General features: G+C 71.9%; 14 protein-coding genes. 12 read left to right on the top strand and 2 right to left on the bottom strand.

The annotated features are described in order from the left end of the window. Positions 1–16 precede the first annotated feature (16 nt). The 7 genes from ACFQGL_RS27550 (at position 17) to ACFQGL_RS27520 (ending at position 9,090) form a co-directional block, all read left to right on the top strand. Complete coding sequence (locus tag ACFQGL_RS27550) at positions 17–784, top strand: SDR family oxidoreductase (protein WP_377515435.1); 768 nt, start codon at positions 17–19, stop codon at positions 782–784. Between the two features lie 103 nt (positions 785–887). Continuing rightward, a complete protein-coding gene (locus ACFQGL_RS27545) occupies positions 888–1,499 on the top strand; it encodes a TetR/AcrR family transcriptional regulator (RefSeq protein WP_377515434.1) in 612 nt (203 codons plus the stop codon). Positions 1,500–1,582: 83 nt separating this feature from the next. After that, on the top strand, positions 1,583–4,357 hold the full coding sequence (locus tag ACFQGL_RS27540; protein WP_377515433.1) for a helix-turn-helix transcriptional regulator: 2,775 nt from the start codon (positions 1,583–1,585) through the stop codon (positions 4,355–4,357). 46 nt (positions 4,358–4,403) lie between these two features. Next, complete coding sequence (locus tag ACFQGL_RS27535; RefSeq protein ID WP_377515431.1) at positions 4,404–5,552, top strand: acyl-CoA dehydrogenase family protein; 1,149 nt, start codon at positions 4,404–4,406, stop codon at positions 5,550–5,552. Between the two features lie 15 nt (positions 5,553–5,567). Then, a complete protein-coding gene (locus ACFQGL_RS27530; protein ID WP_377515430.1) occupies positions 5,568–6,026 on the top strand; it encodes a MaoC family dehydratase in 459 nt (152 codons plus the stop codon). A gap of 365 nt (positions 6,027–6,391) precedes the next feature. Beyond that, positions 6,392–7,687 (top strand): extracellular catalytic domain type 1 short-chain-length polyhydroxyalkanoate depolymerase, encoded by a 1,296-nt coding sequence (locus ACFQGL_RS27525; RefSeq protein ID WP_377515429.1) that lies wholly within the window; start codon positions 6,392–6,394, stop codon positions 7,685–7,687. Positions 7,688–7,728: 41 nt separating this feature from the next. Beyond that, the gene (locus tag ACFQGL_RS27520; protein ID WP_377515428.1) at positions 7,729–9,090 is read left to right on the top strand and encodes a glycoside hydrolase family 10 protein; all 1,362 of its coding nucleotides are present in this window, start codon (positions 7,729–7,731) and stop codon (positions 9,088–9,090) included. An 82-nt stretch (positions 9,091–9,172) separates the two neighbouring features. On the opposite strand, the gene ACFQGL_RS27515 is transcribed toward ACFQGL_RS27520, so the two are convergent. Next, complete coding sequence (locus tag ACFQGL_RS27515) at positions 9,173–11,575, bottom strand: beta-galactosidase (RefSeq protein WP_377515427.1); 2,403 nt, start codon at positions 11,573–11,575, stop codon at positions 9,173–9,175. A gap of 117 nt (positions 11,576–11,692) precedes the next feature. On the opposite strand from ACFQGL_RS27515, the gene ACFQGL_RS27510 reads away from it, so the two are divergent. The 5 genes from ACFQGL_RS27510 (at position 11,693) to ACFQGL_RS27490 (ending at position 18,275) form a co-directional block, all read left to right on the top strand. After that, positions 11,693–12,724, top strand: a complete 1,032-nt coding sequence (locus tag ACFQGL_RS27510) for a LacI family DNA-binding transcriptional regulator (protein WP_377515426.1) — start codon at positions 11,693–11,695, stop codon at positions 12,722–12,724. 8 nt (positions 12,725–12,732) lie between these two features. After that, positions 12,733–14,394 carry an ABC transporter substrate-binding protein gene (locus tag ACFQGL_RS27505; RefSeq protein WP_377515425.1) on the top strand — a complete coding sequence of 554 codons (1,662 nt, stop codon included), beginning with the start codon at positions 12,733–12,735 and terminating at the stop codon, positions 14,392–14,394. 63 nt (positions 14,395–14,457) lie between these two features. After that, positions 14,458–15,453, top strand: coding sequence for an ABC transporter permease (locus tag ACFQGL_RS27500; RefSeq protein WP_377515424.1), 996 nt, complete (start codon positions 14,458–14,460; stop codon positions 15,451–15,453). A gap of 22 nt (positions 15,454–15,475) precedes the next feature. After that, the gene (locus ACFQGL_RS27495; RefSeq protein WP_377515423.1) at positions 15,476–16,405 is read left to right on the top strand and encodes an ABC transporter permease; all 930 of its coding nucleotides are present in this window, start codon (positions 15,476–15,478) and stop codon (positions 16,403–16,405) included. Position 16,406: 1 nt separating this feature from the next. Further along, complete coding sequence (locus ACFQGL_RS27490) at positions 16,407–18,275, top strand: ABC transporter ATP-binding protein (RefSeq protein ID WP_377515421.1); 1,869 nt, start codon at positions 16,407–16,409, stop codon at positions 18,273–18,275. A gap of 22 nt (positions 18,276–18,297) precedes the next feature. Here ACFQGL_RS27490 and ACFQGL_RS27485 read toward each other — a convergent pair whose 3' ends face one another. Continuing rightward, positions 18,298–18,537, bottom strand: a complete 240-nt coding sequence (locus ACFQGL_RS27485; RefSeq protein ID WP_377515420.1) for a hypothetical protein — start codon at positions 18,535–18,537, stop codon at positions 18,298–18,300. Between the last annotated feature and the right edge of the window lie 29 nt (positions 18,538–18,566).

The following is an 18,566-nucleotide window of genomic DNA, read 5'->3' as shown; positions in this document are numbered from 1 at the left end:
TCCTACTATCTGCACCGTGGATGCAGATTCAGGTCGGCTCGTGGATCGGGTCGCCATCATCACCGGTGCCAGTCGGGGGATCGGCCTGGCCATCGCCCAACGCCTGGTGGCCGAGGGTGCCCGGGTGGGCCTGACGGCCCGGCATCCGGAGGCCCTCGCGGAGGCGGTCGCCGTCCTGGGCGGGCCGGCGTACGCCGTGGCCGTGGCCGGTCGGGCCGACGACGCCGCGCACCGGGCCGCCGCGGTGCGGCAGGTCAGCGAGACGTTCGGGCCGGTCGACCTGCTGGTCAACAACACCGGCATCAACCCGGCCTACGGCCCGTTGGTCAGTCTGGACCTGGCGGCGGCGCGCAAGATCCTCGACGTCAACCTGGTCGCCGCGCTCGGTTGGGTGCAGGAGGTCTGCGCCGCGGGGATGACCGATCGGGGTGGCTGTGTGGTCAACGTGTCCTCGATCGCCGGCCTCGGCCCGTCACCCGGAATCGCCTTCTACGGGGTGAGCAAGGCCGCGCTCAACCACCTCACCGCCAGCCTCGCGGTGGAACTCGGGCCGTCCGTCCGGGTCAACGCCGTCGCTCCCGGAGTGGTGAAGACCCGCTTCGCCTCCGCGCTCTACGAGGGCCGGGAGGACGAGGTGGCCGCGGCGTACCCGCTCGGGCGACTCGGGCTGCCACAGGACGTGGCGGGCGCGGTCGCCTTCCTCGCCTCCACCGACGCCGCCTGGATCACCGGGCAGACCATCGTCTGCGATGGCGGCGTCACGCTGACCGGCCGGGCCGGATGACCCCGCCCGGGGCCGCGGGTGGCACCCCGGAACCGCTGATCACCGCCTGTCTAGACTCGACGTTGCGTCCGGGGGCGTCGTGGCGGTGAAGGGGCGGGGGCGGATGAACAGGGTCGAGGCCCCGGGTCGGGTCGACGGGCGGACCGCCCGCGCGGAGCGCACCCGTGCGGCCATCGTCGAGGCGCACCTCGCGCTCATCTCCGAGGGCGACCTGCGGCCGACCGGCGAGCGCATCGCCGAGCGGGCGGGCATCTCGCTGCGCACGCTGTGGACCAACTTCAAGGACATGGAGACGCTCTTCGAGGCGAGCGGCGCCGAGGTGCTGCGGCAGCAGGATGCCGCCTACCGGCCGATCTCGCCGGGGCTGCCGCTGGCGAAGCGGGTCGACGCGTACTGCCGGCAACGGGCACGGCTGCTCCAGCTCATCGCGCCGTCGGCGCGCGCCGCCCAGATGCGTGAGCTGGTCTCCGACCAGTTGCACCGCAACCGCCTCAAGCACATCGACCGCGTCCGGGGTGAGGTCGAGGAGCTGTTCGCCGCCGAGCTGGAGCAGGCTGGGCGGGGGCGGGAGCAACTGCTGCACGCGCTGGTGGGCGCGAGCATGTGGCCGGCCTGGTCGATGCTGCGGGACGGCCTGGGGCTGGGAGTGGACCAGGCCCGCGCGGTGATGGCCCGGACGGTGGGCGCGCTGCTGGCCGAGGTGGCGGCCGGCTGACGCCCGGTCGTCCCGATATCGCCCACCTCTTTCCATTCGGTTATCGATGGGTAACACTGTGACGCATGGTTAATGCATCACGAGTGCAAATAACCGTACTGCGCGGCCGGGACGACGAGTGCCGAGCTGTCCGGAACCTGTTGGCCGGCGTGCCCGACGGCGGCGGCGCCCTGGTGCTGCACGGCGAGCCGGGATCGGGCCGCAGCGCGTTGATCGGCTACGCCCACCGCTACGCCGCCGAGGGCTGCACTGTGCTCGCCGGCACCGGGCTGGCCGAGGAGGCGGCGCTGCCGTACGCCGGCCTGCAGCGGCTGCTCGATCCGGTGCTCGACCGGGCCGGCGTCCTGCCGGAGGCGCAGCGGCACCTGCTGCGACTGGCCCTGGCCGGCGAGGGTTGCCCGGCCGACCGCCGCCTGGCGCTGTCGATGGCCGTCCTCGGGCTGCTCGCCGCCGCCGCCCGGGACCGCCCGCTGCTGGTCACCATGGACGACGTCGACCGGGGCGACCCACCGACCGCGCAGGTGCTGGCCTTCGTGGCCCGCCGACTGCGGCACCTGCCGGTCGCCGTCCTGCTCACCGCCGACGTCACGGCCACGATCGACGGGGTTGCGGCGCACCGGCTCGGGCTGTTGAACGAGCGGGAGAGCGTCGCCGTCCTCGCCGACCGACTGCCCGAGTGGCCCTGCGCGCCGGTCGCGGCCGCGCTCGCCGCGGTCGGTGGCGGCAACCCACAGGCACTGGTGGACCTCGCCGACGTGCTCAGCCCCGGGCAGTGCAGGGGGGAGGAGCCGCTGCCCGGCGCGCCGCCGGCCGACGGCGCGCTGGGTCGCGCCTACCGGGCCCGGCTGGACCGACTGCCGTCCGACACCCGACGGATGCTGCTGCTCGCGGCACTCGACGAGGACGGGGAGCCGGCCACTCTGATCCGGGCGGCGGGGGCCGCCGGCACCGCGGTCGAGGCGCTGGCCCCGGCGGAGGTCGCCGGTCTGGTCCGCGTCGGCCCACGCGGCGTCACGTTCCCCCAGCCGCTGGCCCGCGCGATGGTCGCGGCCACCGCGCCGCTGGCGGAGCGCCGCGCGGCGCACCGGCTGCTCGCCGGCGCGCTCGACGCCGACGGGCAGCGGCTGCGCCGGGCGATGCACCTCGCCGCCGCGCAGACGGGCACCAACCCGGCGCTGGCCGTCGAGCTGGAACGGGCGGCGGCCGGTGGGCAGGGTGGCTGGGCCACCGCCTCGGCGGCGCTACGTCGGGCCGCCGAACTCAGCGACCAACCGACCCGTGCTGCCGCCCGCCTGCTGGCCGCCGCCCGGTACGCCTGGGCCGCCGGCCAACCGGCCCAGGTCCGGTTGCTGCTCGGCCGTCTGCGCGCGGTCTGCACGGATCCGACCGTCACCGGGCACGCCGACCTGCTGCGCGGCGAGCTGGAGCTGCGCTGCGACGCCGCCTCGGCGGCGTCCGCCACGTTGCTGACCGCCGCCGGCGCGGTGGCCGGGACCGACCGCGCGCTCGCGCTGACCGCGCTGGTGCGGGCCGGCGAGGCCGTCTGCTTCGCCGGCGACCAGTACCGGTACGCCGAGGTCGGGCGCCGGGCGACGGCCCTGCGACGCCCGAACGACCCACCGGCCGTCGAGCTGATGAGTTCCCTGGTCGCCGGAGTCGCGGCGACCCTGCGGGGCGACCACGAGCGGGCCGGGCCGGCACTGCGCCGAGCCGTCGTGCTGGGTGGCCGTTTGACCGGGCCCGCGCTCACCCCGACCGCGCTCACCTGCGCGGCGGCGGCCGGCCTGGTGGTGGCCGTGGACGGTGCGGCGCACCGGCTCGCCGAGCGCGCCGCCGTGCTGGCCCGGGAGCGGGGCGAGCTGTCCATGCTGTCCCGGGCGCTGGAGCTGCGGGCCGTCGCGGAGTACTGGCTGGGTCGGCACGAGGCGGCGGCCGAGACGTCCCGGGACGGGCTGCGGGTCGCCCGCGCCGCCGGCCAGGTCAACTGCGCCAACGTCCACCTGGGCATGCTCGCGGTACTGGCCGCCATCCGGGCCGACCGGGAGACCAGCCTGCGGCGGATCCGGGAGATCGGCGAGGCGCCGACGCCGGGCAGCCGGCCGCACGCGCTCGCCGGGTGGGCGCTGGCGGTGCTCGACCTGGTCGACGGCCGGCACGCCGAGGCGGCGGCCCGGCTGGCGTCCCTGGCCCGACTCGGCACCGGGCGGGGGCAGGTCCTCGTCCAGGTGATGGCCACCCCGTACCTGGTGGAGGCGGCCGCCGCCGACCTGCCGCACCGGCCGGTGGCGACCGCCGCGCTCGCCGTCTTCGACCGCTGGGCCAGCAGCACCGCGAGCCCGCTGCGCCGGGCCCTCTCCGCCCGGTGTCACGCCCTGCTCGCGTCACGGGGTAGCGGCGAGGCCGAGCGCGAGTTCGAGACGGCGCTGCGCCTGCACCCGACGGAGGCCGGCACGTTCGAGCGGGCCCGTACCGAGCTGCTCTTCGGTCAGGAGCTGCGCCGCAGTCGGCGTCCACGGGACGCCCGTGGACACCTGCACCAGGCCCGCGAGACGTTCATCCTGCTCGGGGCGAGCTGCTGGGCCGAGCAGGCGACCGCCGAGCTGCGCGCGGCCGGTGAGTCGGTCGGCCCGCCCGACCTGCCCGCGGCACGGCTGCTGACCGGCCAGCAACTGCGGATCGCCCAACTGGTCGCGGAGGGGGCCACCAACCGGGAGATCGCCGCGCGGATGTTCCTCTCCACCCGTACGGTCGACCACCACCTGCGCAACGTCTTTCACCGGCTCGGCATCCGTTCGCGTACCGAGTTGGCCCGTGCGTTCGCCGCCGAGCGGCACGCCGGTCTGGCCTCGGACCGCTGATCGTCCGGTCTGGACGACTTTAACTATCACCGCTAGTTTATTCGCCATGGAGCTCACCCTCTCCGAGGAGCAGACCGCGGTCCGTCAGCTCGCTGCCGATTTCGCCAACCGGGAGTTGGTGCCGCACGCGGCGGCCTGGGATCGGCGCGAGTCGGTCGACCCGGCCATCGTCGGGATGCTCGGCGACCTGGGCTTTCTGGGGCTGACCATCGACGAGTCCGACGGCGGTTCCGGCGGCGACCATGTGGCGTACTGCCTGGTCCTGGAGGAGCTTGGCCGGGGCGACTCGGCCGTGCGTGGCATCGTCTCGGTCTCGCTCGGTCTGGTCGCGAAGTCGATCGCCGCGCACGGGTCGGCCGCGCAGCGGGCCGAGTGGTTGCCCCGGCTCTGCTCCGGCGCCGCGCTCGGTTGCTTCGCGCTCACCGAGCCGGACAGCGGCTCGGACGCGGCAGCCCTGACCACCCGCGCCGTCCGCGACGGTGACGACTGGCTGCTCACCGGCACGAAGATGTTCATCACCAACGGCACCACCGCTGACGTCGCGCTGGTCTTCGCCCGCACCGGTGGCCCCGGGCACCGGGGCATCTCCGCGTTCCTGGTGCCCACGGCGAGCCCGGGGCTGACCCGGCGGGAGATCCACGGCAAGCTCGGCCTGCGCGGGCAGGCCACCGGGGAGTTGCGCTTCGACGAGGTACGGGTGCCCGACGCCGCCCGCCTCGGTGCCGAGGGTGGTGGTTTCCGCCTCGCGCTGGCCACTCTGGCCAAGGGCCGGATGTCCGTCGCCGCGGGCTGCGTCGGCATCGCCCAGGGCTGCCTGGACGCCGCGGTCGGCTACGCCGGCCAGCGGACCCAGTTCGGTAAACCCATCGCCAACCACCAGCTCGTCCAGCAACTGCTCGCCGGCATCGCGGTGGACACCGCGGCGGCACGGCTGCTGGTGTGGCAGGTGGCCGATCTGATCGACCGTGGCCAGCCGTTCGCCACCGAGGCCTCGATCGCGAAGCTCTTCGCCAGCGAGGCCGCCGTCCGCGCGGCCAACAACGCGGTCCAGGTCTTCGGGGGGTACGGCTACATCGACGAGTACCCGGTCGGCAAGTACCTGCGTGACGCCCGGGTCGCCACCCTCTACGAGGGCACCAGCCAGATCCAGCAACTCCTCATCGGACGCGCGCTCACCGGCGTCAACGCCTTCTAGCTAAGGGGCATCCGCATGCGAGTCTTCACCTCCGTCGACGAACTGGCCGCCGCGGTCGGCGAGACCCTCGGTCCCGGCCCCTGGCAACGGATCGAGCAGAGCCGCGTCGACCTCTTCGCCGACGCCACCGACGATCACCAGTGGATCCACCTCGACCCGGTACGCGCCGCGAGCGGACCGTTCGGTGGCACCATCGCGCACGGCTACCTGACCCTGTCGCTGCTGCCGTCGCTGGCCAGCCAGCTCTACCGGGTGCAGGGGGTGGCGATGGGCGTCAACTACGGCCTGAACCGGGTACGGTTTCCCGCCCCGGTCCGGGTCGGCGCCTCCGTACGGGCCACCGCCACCATCGCCGAGGTGTCCCCGGTGCAGGGTGGGGTGCAGATGGTCGCCTCGATCACCGTGGAGAGCGACGGCGGTGGCAAGCCGGTCTGCGTCGCCGAGACGGTCAGTCGGATCTATCCGGCTCGTTGACCGCCGTACCCCTTGAAGGTCTTGGCAGGTGATGGCCCCTCCGGGGGCAGCCTCCTTCCACGATTCGCGGTGCTCTGGCGGTGCGGCATGGCCGGGTCGCCGATCCGGAACTGTTCCGGAACATCTGCCGTGGATGGTGCTCCTGTTGTCGGCGTTCAGCGGGCCAGGGTGCGCCGTTCGCCATCCATGCCGAGGTAGAACGCCCGCAGCGGCATCTCAACTCTCATCGGTCTTCCGGAAGTATTGACAATCGAGCGTCCTCGATTAAAGCTGGCAGTCACGCGAGCCGCGGTCAGGGTCGGGCGAAGGGCAGTCCTCGATCTACTCCCCTTCCATGCGCCAACTCTCCCGAGGATTCGCAGACGATGAGACTCAAGACAGCAATGCTTGGCGCCCTCACGGCGACCATGACGCTGGCCGCCGCCGCGTTGACGTTCGCCGTGCCGGCCTCGGCGGCGACGCTGACCGAGGTGACCGGCTTCGGCGCCAACCCCACCAACCTTCGGATGCACCTGTACGTCCCGGACCGGCTGGCGACCCGGCCGGCGGTCCTGCTCGCCCTGCACTACTGCACCGGCTCGGGCCCGGCGTACCACTCCGGCACGCAGTACGCCGCGCTCGCGGACCGGTACGGGTTCATCGTGATCTACCCGTCGGTCACCCGTAGCAGCCTGTGCTGGGACGTGTCCTCGCCCCAGGCGCTGCGCCGGGGCGGCGGCAGTGACCCGGTCGGGCTCCTGGCGATGGTCGACCACGTGCGCCAGCGGTACGCCGTCGACCCGGAACGCATCTTCGTCACCGGCACCTCGTCCGGGGCCATGATGACGAACGTCCTGCTCGGCGACTACCCGGACGTGTTCGCAGCGGGTGCGTCGTTCGCCGGCGTGCCGTTCGGCTGCTTCGCCACCGGGGGCACCTCCGAGTGGAACAGCCAGTGCGCCAACGGCCAGGTCATCAGGACCCCGCAGCAGTGGGGGGACCTGGTCCGCGAGGCGTACCCCGGCTACACCGCTCGACGGCCACGGATGCAGATCTGGCACGGCACCAACGATGAGACGCTGCGCTACCCGAACTTCGGCGAGCAGGTCAAGCAGTGGACCAACGTGCACGGGTTGAGCCAGACGCCGACGTACACCGACTCGCCGCAGTCCGGTTACACCCGCACCCGGTACGGCGGCAGCGGCGGCACGGCCCCGGTCGAGGCGATCAGCATGCAGGGCGTCTCGCACAACCTGCCGGTCGACGCGGCGCAGGTGATCCGTTTCTTCGCGCTGGACGGCGTCACGCCGCCGACCAGCCCGCCGCCGAGCACGCCACCGCCGAGCACGCCACCGCCGACGACGGGTGCTTGCCGGGTCGGTTACGCGGTCAACGCCTGGAACACCGGCCTCACCGCGAGCATCACCATCACCAACACCGGCGCCGCCCCGGTGACCGGGTGGGCGCTGACCTTCGCACTGCCCGCCGGCCAGCGCATCACCACCGGCTGGAACGCGCAGTACGCGCCGGCGAGCGGCGCGGTGACCGCGAGCAACGTCTCGTACAACGCCACCATCGCGCCGAACGCCTCGGTCAGCATCGGCTTCCAGGCCACCCACGAGGGCGGCGCCGGCAGGCCCTCGTCGTTCGCGTTGAACGGCGTCGCCTGCTCGATCGCCTGAACGTCCCCGATCCCACCACCACCCAGAACTGGAGTTGCACGATGAGTAGAGCGACGTGGAAGGCGGCATGGAGAGCCGCTCTCGCACTGGTCGGGGCGGGCAGCCTCGCCGTCGGCGCGGCGATCCTCCTGGCGGGGCCGGCCGCCGCCGGCACCACGCTCGGCGCGTCCGCCGCCGAGAAGGGCCGATACTTCGGCACCGCCGTGGCCGCCAACAAACTGAGCGACAACACCTACGTCACGATCCTGAACCGCGAGTTCAACTCGGTGACCCCCGAGAACGAGATGAAGATCGACGCCACCGAGCCGCAGCAGGGCCAGTTCAGCTACGGCGCGGCGGACCAGATCGTCAACCACGCCCGCAGTCGCGGGATGAGCGTGCGCGGTCACACCCTGGCCTGGCACTCCCAGCAGCCCGGCTGGATGCAGAACCTGAGCGGGAGCACGCTGCGTCAGGCGATGCTCAACCACGTCACCCAGGTGGCGACGCACTTCCGGGGTCAGGTCGTGACCTGGGACGTGGTGAACGAGGCGTTCGCCGACGGCGGCTCCGGCGCCCGCCGCGATTCCAACCTCCAGCGCACCGGCAACGACTGGATCGAGGCCGCGTTCCGGGCCGCCCGGGCCGCCGACGCGACGGTGAAGCTCTGCTACAACGACTACAACACCGACGATTGGTCGCACGCGAAGACCCAGGCCGTGTACGCGATGGTGCGCGACTTCAAGCAGCGCGGCGTGCCGATCGACTGTGTGGGGTTCCAGTCGCACTTCAACAGCGGATCGCCGTACCCGGGCAACTACCGCACCACGCTGTCCAGCTTCGCGGCGCTCGGGGTCGACGTGCAGATCACCGAGCTGGACATCGAGGGCGCGTCGGCGGCCACCTACCGCAGCGTGGTGGAGGACTGCCTCGCCGTGGCCCGGTGCAACGGGGTGACCGTGTGGGGCATCCGGGACAGCGACTCGTGGCGGGCCTCGCAGACCCCGCTGCTGTTCACCAGCGGCGGTGCCAAGAAGCCGGCGTACGATGCGGTGCTCGCCGCGCTCAACAACGGAACCACCCCGCCCACCACCACGCCGCCGCCCACCACCACCCCGCCGCCTCCGGGCCCGGGTGCCTGCACCGCCGCTGTGTCGGTGAACCAGTGGACCGGCGGCTTCGTGGCTACCGTGCGGGTGACGGCCGGTTCCTCGGCCATCACCTCCTGGACGGTGACGATCGCGTTGCCGTCCGGCGCGACGGTCACCAACGCCTGGAACGCCAGCCGCAGTGCTGACACCGGCACCACGCGGTGGACGAACGTGGCCTACAACGGCCGGGTCGGCGCGGGTCAGTCCACCGAGTTCGGGTTCCAGGCCAACGGCACCGCCGGCAGCCTGAGCCCGACCTGCGCGGCGGGCTGAGCTGACACCGGCCGGTGTGCAGGGTGCCCCCACACCCTGCACACCGGCCGGCCCCCGTCGTCAGCCCCGCCGCCCGGCGCGGTCAGCCCAGAGTGATCCGGACCGGGTCGTCGGCCGGGCCGGCCGGCAGGCGTACGGTGACCCGGCCGTCGGCGGTGGTCACCGTGCCCCGGCTGGTGGTGACCGGCCGCTCGGTGGCCAGCACCACCACGTCGTCGCCCTGAGTGGGGCGTACGCCGATCGAGTCGCCGTCGGTCCAGGCCACCTCGCAGGTCGTCTCCACCAGCGTCGCGTCGCCGACCCGGATGCCGTAGGGCAGGATCAGGCCGGTTCGGGCGGGCACCCGGATCGCTCGGCCGTCGAGTACCGGGGTGCCGTGCCAACTCAGCGTGACCGTCACCGCCGACGGCGCCACGTTGACCAGGTGCAGCAGCCGCTGCCCGGTCCGGTCGACGGTGGAGGTCAGCACCAGGCCGGGCCCGTCGGCCCGCGGGTCGAGTCGGGGGCGTACGCCCAGCCGGTCCAGGGCGCCGCGCCAGAACGCGAGGTCGCACGGCACGTCGGCGGCGACCACCACGGCCCGGCCGGCACCGCAGGTGACCTCCACGGCACACGGCTCGTTCGAGCCGATCTCGGTGAGGATCGGCCGGGCGTTCGTGCCGGCGAGGTGCTGGGCGTAGCCGACCCGCACCTCGGGTCGGCCGGCCGCCCACCCGTGCCCGATCACCGACGGGAAGTAGTGCGGGCCGCCCTCGACCCGTCCGGTGACGCTCAGCCCCAGCGCGTCGGCGAGCAGCGTGCAGGGTGTGCCGTCGTGGTCACGTTCGGGCAGCACTCCGTGCAGCAGTAGTCCGCCGCCGCCGTGCAGATGGTCGACGAGTCGTTGCTGGACGTCGCGCCCCAGCGTGGTGGCGCTGGCCAGGGCGATCACCCCACTGGTGGGGCCGGCCGACTGCAGGTCCACGGCCGGGAACGAGTAGCCGGCCAGCAGCAGCGCCCGCGCGAGCACGTCACGCGGCCCCATGCCCCGGAACCGTTCCAGGTCGGCGACCTGCTCGGCGCGGGACGACGAGGCCGGGTGGTGGTACTCGGTGAGGTAGTGGTCGGGGACGAAGCCGAGCGCCAGCCCGTCGTCCTCCTCGTCCGAGTCGGCCAGCAGGTCGGCGACGCCGCGTACGGCGTGCAGCGCCCGCTTCGCGGCGTCGAAGGTCGGGTTGAGTCGCCCCTCCGGGCCGACCGGCGCGGCGAAGCCGTGTCGCTCGCCGGTGAACGCGATCCGGTCGTTGCCGTCGCCCACCGGCTCGGCCAGTGGCGGGTTGTGGCCACCGGCGAACAGGTAGAGGTTGAGCAGCCGGTTGCCCTGCGCCACGCAGAGCCGGGTCTTCAGCTCGACCGCCTCCGGTGGGTAGAGCGTCGACAGGTCCTCGCCGTAGTCGCCGTTGCCCGCCTCGAACTCCAGCGAGGTCAGGGGCTGGTCGGCGTCGTGCACGGCGGCCAGGAACGCGTTGCCCACGTACAGGTCCGCGACGTTCGTGACGGTGAGGTCGCCCAGGTAGTAGTCCGAGCCGGAGGTCACCTGCGGCAGCCCACGGTAGGACTCGAAGAGCTGACTGATGCCGATCGGGAAGCTCTGCCCGCGACCACCGCCGGTGCCGTGCACGTTGATCAGGAACGGCACCCCGCGTACGCCGTGCCGCTCGGCGCTGGCGCGCAGCTCGGCCACGTAGCGGCGGTACCGGTCGCGCATGTACCGGCCCAGGTCGTCGTGCACGGACAGGGACCGCGCCTCGGCCGGGGTGCGCAGCGCCGCCGCCCAGGCCGCCGGGTCGCCCGGGTCGGCGCCGATCCGCTCGGCGGCGGCGTCCTTGCCGTACCGGTCGACGGCCCACCGGCGCAGGTCCTCGCAGAGCAGGTCGGTGAGGTCGGGGGAGTTGGTAACCCAGGAGAGCATGCCGATCTCGTTGTCCAGCTGCACCGCGATCACCGGGCCACCGCGACCGGCCAGCCGCTCGGCGATCACCGGCATGACCTCGGCGTACCACCCGTCGGCGGCGGCGAGGAACTCCGGGGCGAGGTAGTCGACGGTGCGGGTCGCGATCGGCGCGCCATCCCAGGTGGACGGCAGCAGGTGGGGGTGCTCGTCGTACACCCGGTAGGGGATGCCCTCGTTCTTGACCTCGGCCATGATGAACGGCCCGGGGCGGACCACCGCGTGCAGGCCACGTTCGTGGGCCAGGTCGAGGAAGCCGGCCAGGTCCCGCTGCTCATGGGTACGCCCCGTGAGGTCGACCGTGCCGTCCGGCAACTCGTGCCAGAGCCAGGGCACGTACGTGGCCACCGTGTCGGCGCCGCACTCGCGTAGCCGGTCGAGCCGGTCGGCCCAGTCGGCCCTGGCCAGCCGGAAGTAGTGCACTTCTCCGGCGAGCAGCAGTCGGGGGCGACCGTCGACGACGATCCTGCGGTTCTGGAGCAACACTTCGGACATATGACCTGTCTCATCCTCTCGGGCGCATCTCGGGCCACCTCTTGTGATCTGCCACGAGGCTGCTTATGGTGCCTGAAACCGGTTTCTGTTAACCGCACGTTACGGATCGAGGGGGCCATGGGCAACAGTCGGATCACGGTTCGGGAGATCGCCCGCCTGGCCGGCGTGTCCGTCGCCACCGTCTCCCGGGTCTCCAACGGCACCGGCCAGGTGTCGCCTGAGCTGCGGCAACGGGTCCTCGACGCGATCGAGCTGCACGGCTACCAACCCGACCATCTGGGCCGGGCGCTGGCCGCCCGCCGACACGGCGCGCTCGGCCTGGTCTTTCCGGGCCTCTCCGGCCCCTACTTCAGCGAACTCATCCAGGGCTTCGAGTCCGAGGCGGTGCCCGCCCGGGCCAGCGTGCACATCCTCTGCACCCACCTGCGGGAGGACTCCGACGCCCAGGTGCTGGAGATGGCACGGCGGGTCGACGGCATCGCCGTGATGGGCGGCACCATCTCGGAGTCGGCGCTGCGCACGCTCGCCGACCTGGTCCCGGTGGTCGTCCTGGCCGGCCCGGGCGGCGACGCGGTGCCCTCGGTCGGCGTGGACAACGCCGACGCCATGAGCCGGCTGACCGGGCACCTGCTCGCCGAGCACGGCCTGCGTGACCTGGTGTTCGTGGGCACCCCGGAGGGATCACCCGACGTCAGCCAACGATGGGCCGGCTTCCTGGCCGCCCACCGGGAGCTGGGGCTCACCCCGCCCACCGAGCCGATCCGGGTCAGCATGCAGCAGCCCGACGGCGTGCTCGCCGCAGACCAGTTGCTGCACGACCGGCAGCCCCCGGACGCCATCGTCTGTGCGAACGACGAGATCGCCCTCGGTGCCCTCGTCGGTGCTCTCGGTCGTGGCCTGCGGGTGCCGCAGGACCTGGTCATCACCGGATTCGACGACGCGCCCATGGCCGCGCTCGTCTCTCCTCCACTCACCACCGTCCGCCAGCCGGTGCGGGAGTTGGCGGCCGAGGCCGCCCGACTGATCCTGCACGCCGCTGGCGAACCCGGCGCCCCCGCGCCGGAGGGCATCGTCCTCCCCACCGAGGTCGTCGTGCGCCGCAGTTGTGGCTGCCCGACGGCCACCACCCCTGGAGGTACCGGCAAGTGAAGAGATCCATGTTCGTCCGGACTGCCGCGATCGTGGCGGCGCTGACGCTGACCGTAACCGGTTGCACCGGTACCGAGTCCGCATCCGGTCCCGGCACCGAGGGGCGCATCGCGTTCCTCGACTACGGCGACTTCGGCGGTGGGAGCAATCCACAGGCCAACTACAACCCATACCTGGACGCCACCCGCCTCGGCGCCACCGAATACCTCTTCGAGCAGTTGGTCGCCTACGACAGCTACGGCTGCCAGGCCAAGCCCTGGCTGGCCACACAGTGGACCTGGACGGACCCGCAGACGCTGGTCTGGAAGCTGCGCGACGGGGTGACGTGGAACGACGGCAAGCCGTTCACCGCCGAGGACGTCACCTTCACCTACGACATGCTCAAGCAGCACAAGGCGCTGGACGTCAAGGGCATCTGGCGGTACCTCAGCGCGGTCGAGACGACCGACCCGAAGACCGTGACGATGCGGTTCACCCAGCCCGGTGCGGCGGCGTTCACGCTGTTCGGCGAGATCAAGATCGTGCCGAAGCACGTCTGGTCCACCGTGGCCGACCCGGTGACCTACACCAACGCCGAGAAGCCGGTCGGCACCGGCCCGTTCACCGTCAAGGCCTTCAATCCGCAGCAGCTCACCCTCGGCCGCAACGCCAGCTACTGGCAGGCCGACAAGGTCAAGGTCGACGAGCTACGGTTCCACAAGGCCGACGGGGGCGGCCAGATCGACCAGCTCAAGCTCAGCCGCGGTGAGTACGACACCAACGCCATGTTCGTACCGGACATCAAGAAGGCGTACGTCGACCGGGACCCGGCGAACAACAAGTACTGGTACCCCTCCGGCGGCTCGATCAGCGTCTACCTGAACCTGACCAAGGCCCCCTTCAACGACACCGCCTTCCGCAAGGCGCTGGTGCCCGCGTTCAACCGGCAGGAGATCGTCGACAAGGCACAGCTCGGCTACGTCAAGCCGGCCAGCCAGACCGGTCTGGTGGTGCCCGGGCAGGCCGAGTGGCTGCCCAAGGACCTGCCCAACCAGGGCGTCGCCGGCTACGACCCGGCCAAGGCCGACGCCGACCTGACCGCCGCCGGCTACCCGAAGAACGGCGCCGGCAAGCGCGTGGGCAAGGACGGCAAGCCGATCGCCTTCAGCTTCCGGGTGCCCGGCTCCTGGACCGACTGGGTGCAGGCGCAGCGGATCATCGTGGCCAACCTCAACGCGCTCGGCTTCACCGTCCGGGCCGAGACGCCGACCCCCGAGGCGTACGAGAACGACCGGGCGATCGGCAACTACGACGCGGTGCTCGGTGTGCACGGCGGCTCCTGCAACATGTTCCGCAACTTCCAGGAGCCGCTGGCCAGCGACCAGTCCGCGCCGATCGGCAAGAAGGCCGTCAGCAACTTCGTACGCTGGAACGACCCGCACACCGACCAGTTGATCGCCACCCTGCGCACCGCCACCGACGAGTCGGCGCAGAAGGCCGCCGTCGCCGACCTGACCAAGGTGATGGTGGACCAGGTGCCGGTGATCCCGCTCTGGTACGGGGCGAAGTGGTTCCAGTACCGCACCGCGAAGGCGACCGGCTGGCCGAACGAGCAGGACCCGTACGCCGGGCCCAGCGACAACCTGCTCATCGTCACGCACCTGCAGCCCGCCGGGACCCCCGCCAAGTAGCCGCTGGCCGGCCGGTGTGCCCGCGCACGCCGGCCGGCCCGTCATCCCGAAGGGAGGGCCCCGGTGGCCTACGTCGCCAGACGCTTCCTGTTCTTCATCGGCACCCTGTGGGCCGCCGTCACACTCAACTTCCTCATTCCCCGACTGCAACCCGGCGACCCGGCCGAGGCGATCGTGTCGCGGCTGGCCGGGCAGAGCGAGAGCATCGACCCGGCCCAGCTGCAAGCCATCCGGACCATGCTCGGCACCCCGGACGGCAACCTCTTCGAGCAGTACGTGCGGTACCTCGGCGCGGTCGTGCACGGCGACTTCGGGGTGTCGTACACCTACTTCCCCTACAGCGTCACCCACATGATCGGGCAGGCCCTGCCGTGGACGGTGATCCTGGTCGGGGTCACCCAGATCATCTCGTTCATCGTCGGTACGCTGCTGGGCACCTGGGCCGCGTACCGGCGCAACAGCCGGGTCGACTCGGTGATCACCCTCGGCTCGACGTTCCTCGGCACGCTGCCGTTCTTCTGGCTCGCCCTGCTGCTCATCTACGTCTTCGCGATCACCCTGCGCTGGTTCCCCGAGCGCGGCGGCTACGGCGGCGGCAGCAGTCCCGGTTGGAGCTGGATCTTCATCTCCGACGCGTTCCAACACAGCGTGCTGCCCGCCGTCGCGCTGCTGATCACCGGCCCGATCGGCTGGATCATCGGAATGCGCAACAACATGGTGCAGAGCCTCGGCGAGGACCACGCGCGGCTCGCCGTGGCCCGCGGCCTGCCCCGACGGCGCATCGCGCTCACCTACGGCGCGCGGATCGCGATCCTGCCCAACGTCACCGGCTTCGCCATCGCGCTGGGCAGCGTCCTGGGCGGCACCGTGCTCGTGGAGACCGTCTTCAACTATCCGGGCATGGGCCGGCTGCTACTGGAGTCGGTGTCCAGCCGGGACTATCCGCTGACGCAGGCGATCTTCCTGTTCACCACGGTCGGCGTGCTGGTCGCGAACTTCCTCGCGGACCTGCTCTACGGGTTCCTCGACCCCCGGGTGCGAAAGGCGGAGACGGCATGACCGAGCGGACCGAGGAGCTGTCATGAGCACACCCGCTCCCGCCGTACCGGCCCCGGGCACCGACACCGAGGGCGTGCAGGCCACCGCCGCCGAGTTGGCCCGGCGCAGCCGGCTCCCCGGCTGGTTCGTCATCCTGTGGCGCAACGGCAAGTGCCGCACCGGGCTGCTGATGTTGGGCGCCTTCGTGCTGGTCGCGCTGTTCGCACCGCTGATCGCGCCGGCCGACCCGCGGGCCGACGACTTCCCGACCTCGCTCGGCCCGACCGGTGCGCACTGGCTCGGCACCACGGCGCAGGGCGAGGACGTCTTCTCGCAACTGGTCGTGGGTGCCCGTACCTCGTTGATCGTCGGGATCGCGGCCGGGCTGCTCTCCACCCTGATCGGGCTGGTCATCGGGCTGACCGCCGGCTACCTGCAGGGCTGGCTCGACGAGGTGCTCTCCTTCCTGATCAACCTCGGTCTGGTGGTGCCGGCACTGCCGCTGATGGTGACGCTGGCCGCGTACGCGCCGGTCCGTGGGCTGTGGCTGATCATCGCCGTGATCAGCGTGACCGGCTGGGCGTACGGCGCCCGGATCAAGCGGTCACAGATCATCACGCTGCGTACCCGGGACTACATCACGGCCGCCCGGTTCGCCGGCGACGGCACCGCCCGGATCATCGCCCGGGAGATCGTGCCCAACATGACCTCGCTGATCGTGGTCGGCTTCATGGGCGCGGCGCTCGGCGCGATCGGTGGCGAGGCGGGCCTGGCGTTCCTCGGCCTCGGCGACCCACAGACGGTCAGCTGGGGCACCATGCTCAACCAGGCCAGCCTCGGAGGCGCCCTGCTCACCGGGCAGTGGGCCTGGCTGATCGCCCCCGGCCTGGCGCTCTCGCTGCTGATCACCTCGTTCACTCTGATCAACTTCGGCATCGACGCGCTGAGCAACCCCCACCTCCGGGAGGAATGAGATGGCCCTGCTCCAGGTGGAGAACCTCTCCGTCACCTACACGCCGCGCGACCTGCCGGCCAACCGCGCCGTCCACAACGTCTCGTTCGACATCGGCGAGGGCGAGTTCGTCGGGCTGCTGGGAGAGTCCGGCTGCGGCAAGTCCACGCTCGGCAACGCGATCCTGCGGCTGCTGTCCCCGCCGGCCAGGATCAGCGGCGGCCGGGTCACCTTCGACGGCGTCGAGCTGACCAGCGCCAGCGAGGACGAGCTTCGTCGCCTGCGCTGGACGAACCTGTCCACGGTCTTCCAGAGCAGCATGAACTCGCTCAACCCGGTGATCCGGGTGCAGGCGCAGTTCGCCGACACCTTCGCCGCTCACAAGATCCCCGGTGACGTCACCGCGCGGGCCACCGAACTGCTCGAACTGGTCTCGCTGGACCCCCAGGTGCTCAGGGCGTACCCGCACGAACTCTCCGGCGGGATGAAACAGCGGGTCGCGCTGGCCCTCGCGCTGGCCCTGCGCCCCAAGCTGGTGGTGCTGGACGAGCCGACCACCGGGCTGGACGTGGTCGTGCAACGCAGCATCCTCACCCGACTGGCCGAGCTACGCCGCGAGCTGGGCTTCGCGGTGCTGTTCATCAGCCACGACCTGGGTACGGTGCTGGAGATGGCCGACCGGGTGATGGTGATGTACGGCGGCGAGATCGTCGAGAACCGTTCGGCGGCCAGCATGCTGCACGAGCCGCGCCACCCCTACAGCCGAGGGTTGCTCGGCTCGTACGCCGACCCACGCCTGCCCGACGTGCAGGTCACCTACATCCCGGGCCGGCCGCCGGACCTGTCCCGGCCGCAGTCGGGCTGCCTGTTCACCCCGCGCTGCCCGCATGCCGAGGACGCCTGTCGGCAGGTGCACCCCGAGTTGCTGCCCGAGCACGACGGGCTGGTCCGCTGCCTGGTCGCCCAGCAGGACCGCCTGCCGGTCGTACGCCTCGGCGCGGCGGACGCCGCCGCCACGATCGGCAGCCACTTCCCGGCCACCGGCGCCCTGACCGACCCGACCGGCACCCCCGACGAGGCCGTCCTCTCCGTCGACGGCGTCACCAAGCGCTACACCAGCCGGCGTGGGCTGCGTACCAACACGGTCGAGGCCGTTCGGGACGTCTCGTTCACCCTGCACCCGGGCCGGGTCACCGCCCTGGTGGGCCAGAGCGGCAGCGGCAAGTCGACGATCGCCCGCCTGATCACCGGCGTCGAGCGCCCCAGCACGGGCGAGGTGCGCTTCGACGGCGAAAAGGGCCCGACGGTACGGGTGGACCGACTGCGCGGCCGCGCCCTGGTCGGCTACCGCCGACACGTGCAGATGGTCTTCCAGGACCCGTTCAGCGCCCTCAATCCGACCCGGACGGTGGCGTACGCCCTGTCCCGTCCACTGGTCAACTTCGCCGGGCTCCGCGGTGCCGCGATCCGGGAACGTTCGGCGCAGCTGCTGGAGAGCGTGGGGCTCGCCCCGGCCGGGCAGTTCCTCGACAAACTGCCACACCAGCTCTCCGGTGGCCAGCGCCAGCGGGTGGTGACCGCCAGGGCGCTCGCCCCCGACCCGCAGGTGCTCATCGCCGACGAGCCGATCTCGATGCTGGACGTGTCGATCCGCGCCGAGATCCTGGAACTGCTCGGCGAGCTGGTCCGCACCCGGCGGCTCGCGATGCTCTACATCACCCACGACCTGCTCAGCGCCCGGCTGCTCGCCGACGAGGTGCTGGTGCTCAACCAGGGGGTGCTGGTGGAGCGCGGCCCGACCCGGGAGGTGATCGGGGCCGCGCAGGACGACTACACGAAGCTGCTGCTCGACTCGATTCCCAACCCGTTCGCCCCGGCCGGGCGCTCGTAGGCGCAGCACATGGAACGCTGGATCAGCGAGCTGGCAGGTTGAGCAGGTCACGGGCGCCCTGCCGGAGCAGGGCCGCCGCGACGGACGTCCCGAGGGTGATCGGATCCGCCGCCCACTCGTGCACGTCGAGCACGGTCTTGCCGTCGAGGCTGATCACCCGTGCCCGTAGGCCGAGGCGTCCGTCAGGCTCGGTGCGTGCGAGCGCAGCGATGGGGGAATGGCAGTTGCCCTGCAGGATGTGCAGCATGGTCCGTTCGGACATACCAGCGAGGGTAGTCCGCTGGATATCGA

Source organism: Micromonospora vulcania, from assembly GCF_042658605.1.
GTDB classification, from domain to species: Bacteria; Actinomycetota; Actinomycetes; order Mycobacteriales; family Micromonosporaceae; genus Micromonospora; species Micromonospora vulcania.
The sequence above is the reverse complement of the archived record's forward strand: the minus strand, read 5'-3'. Positions and strand labels throughout refer to the sequence as shown.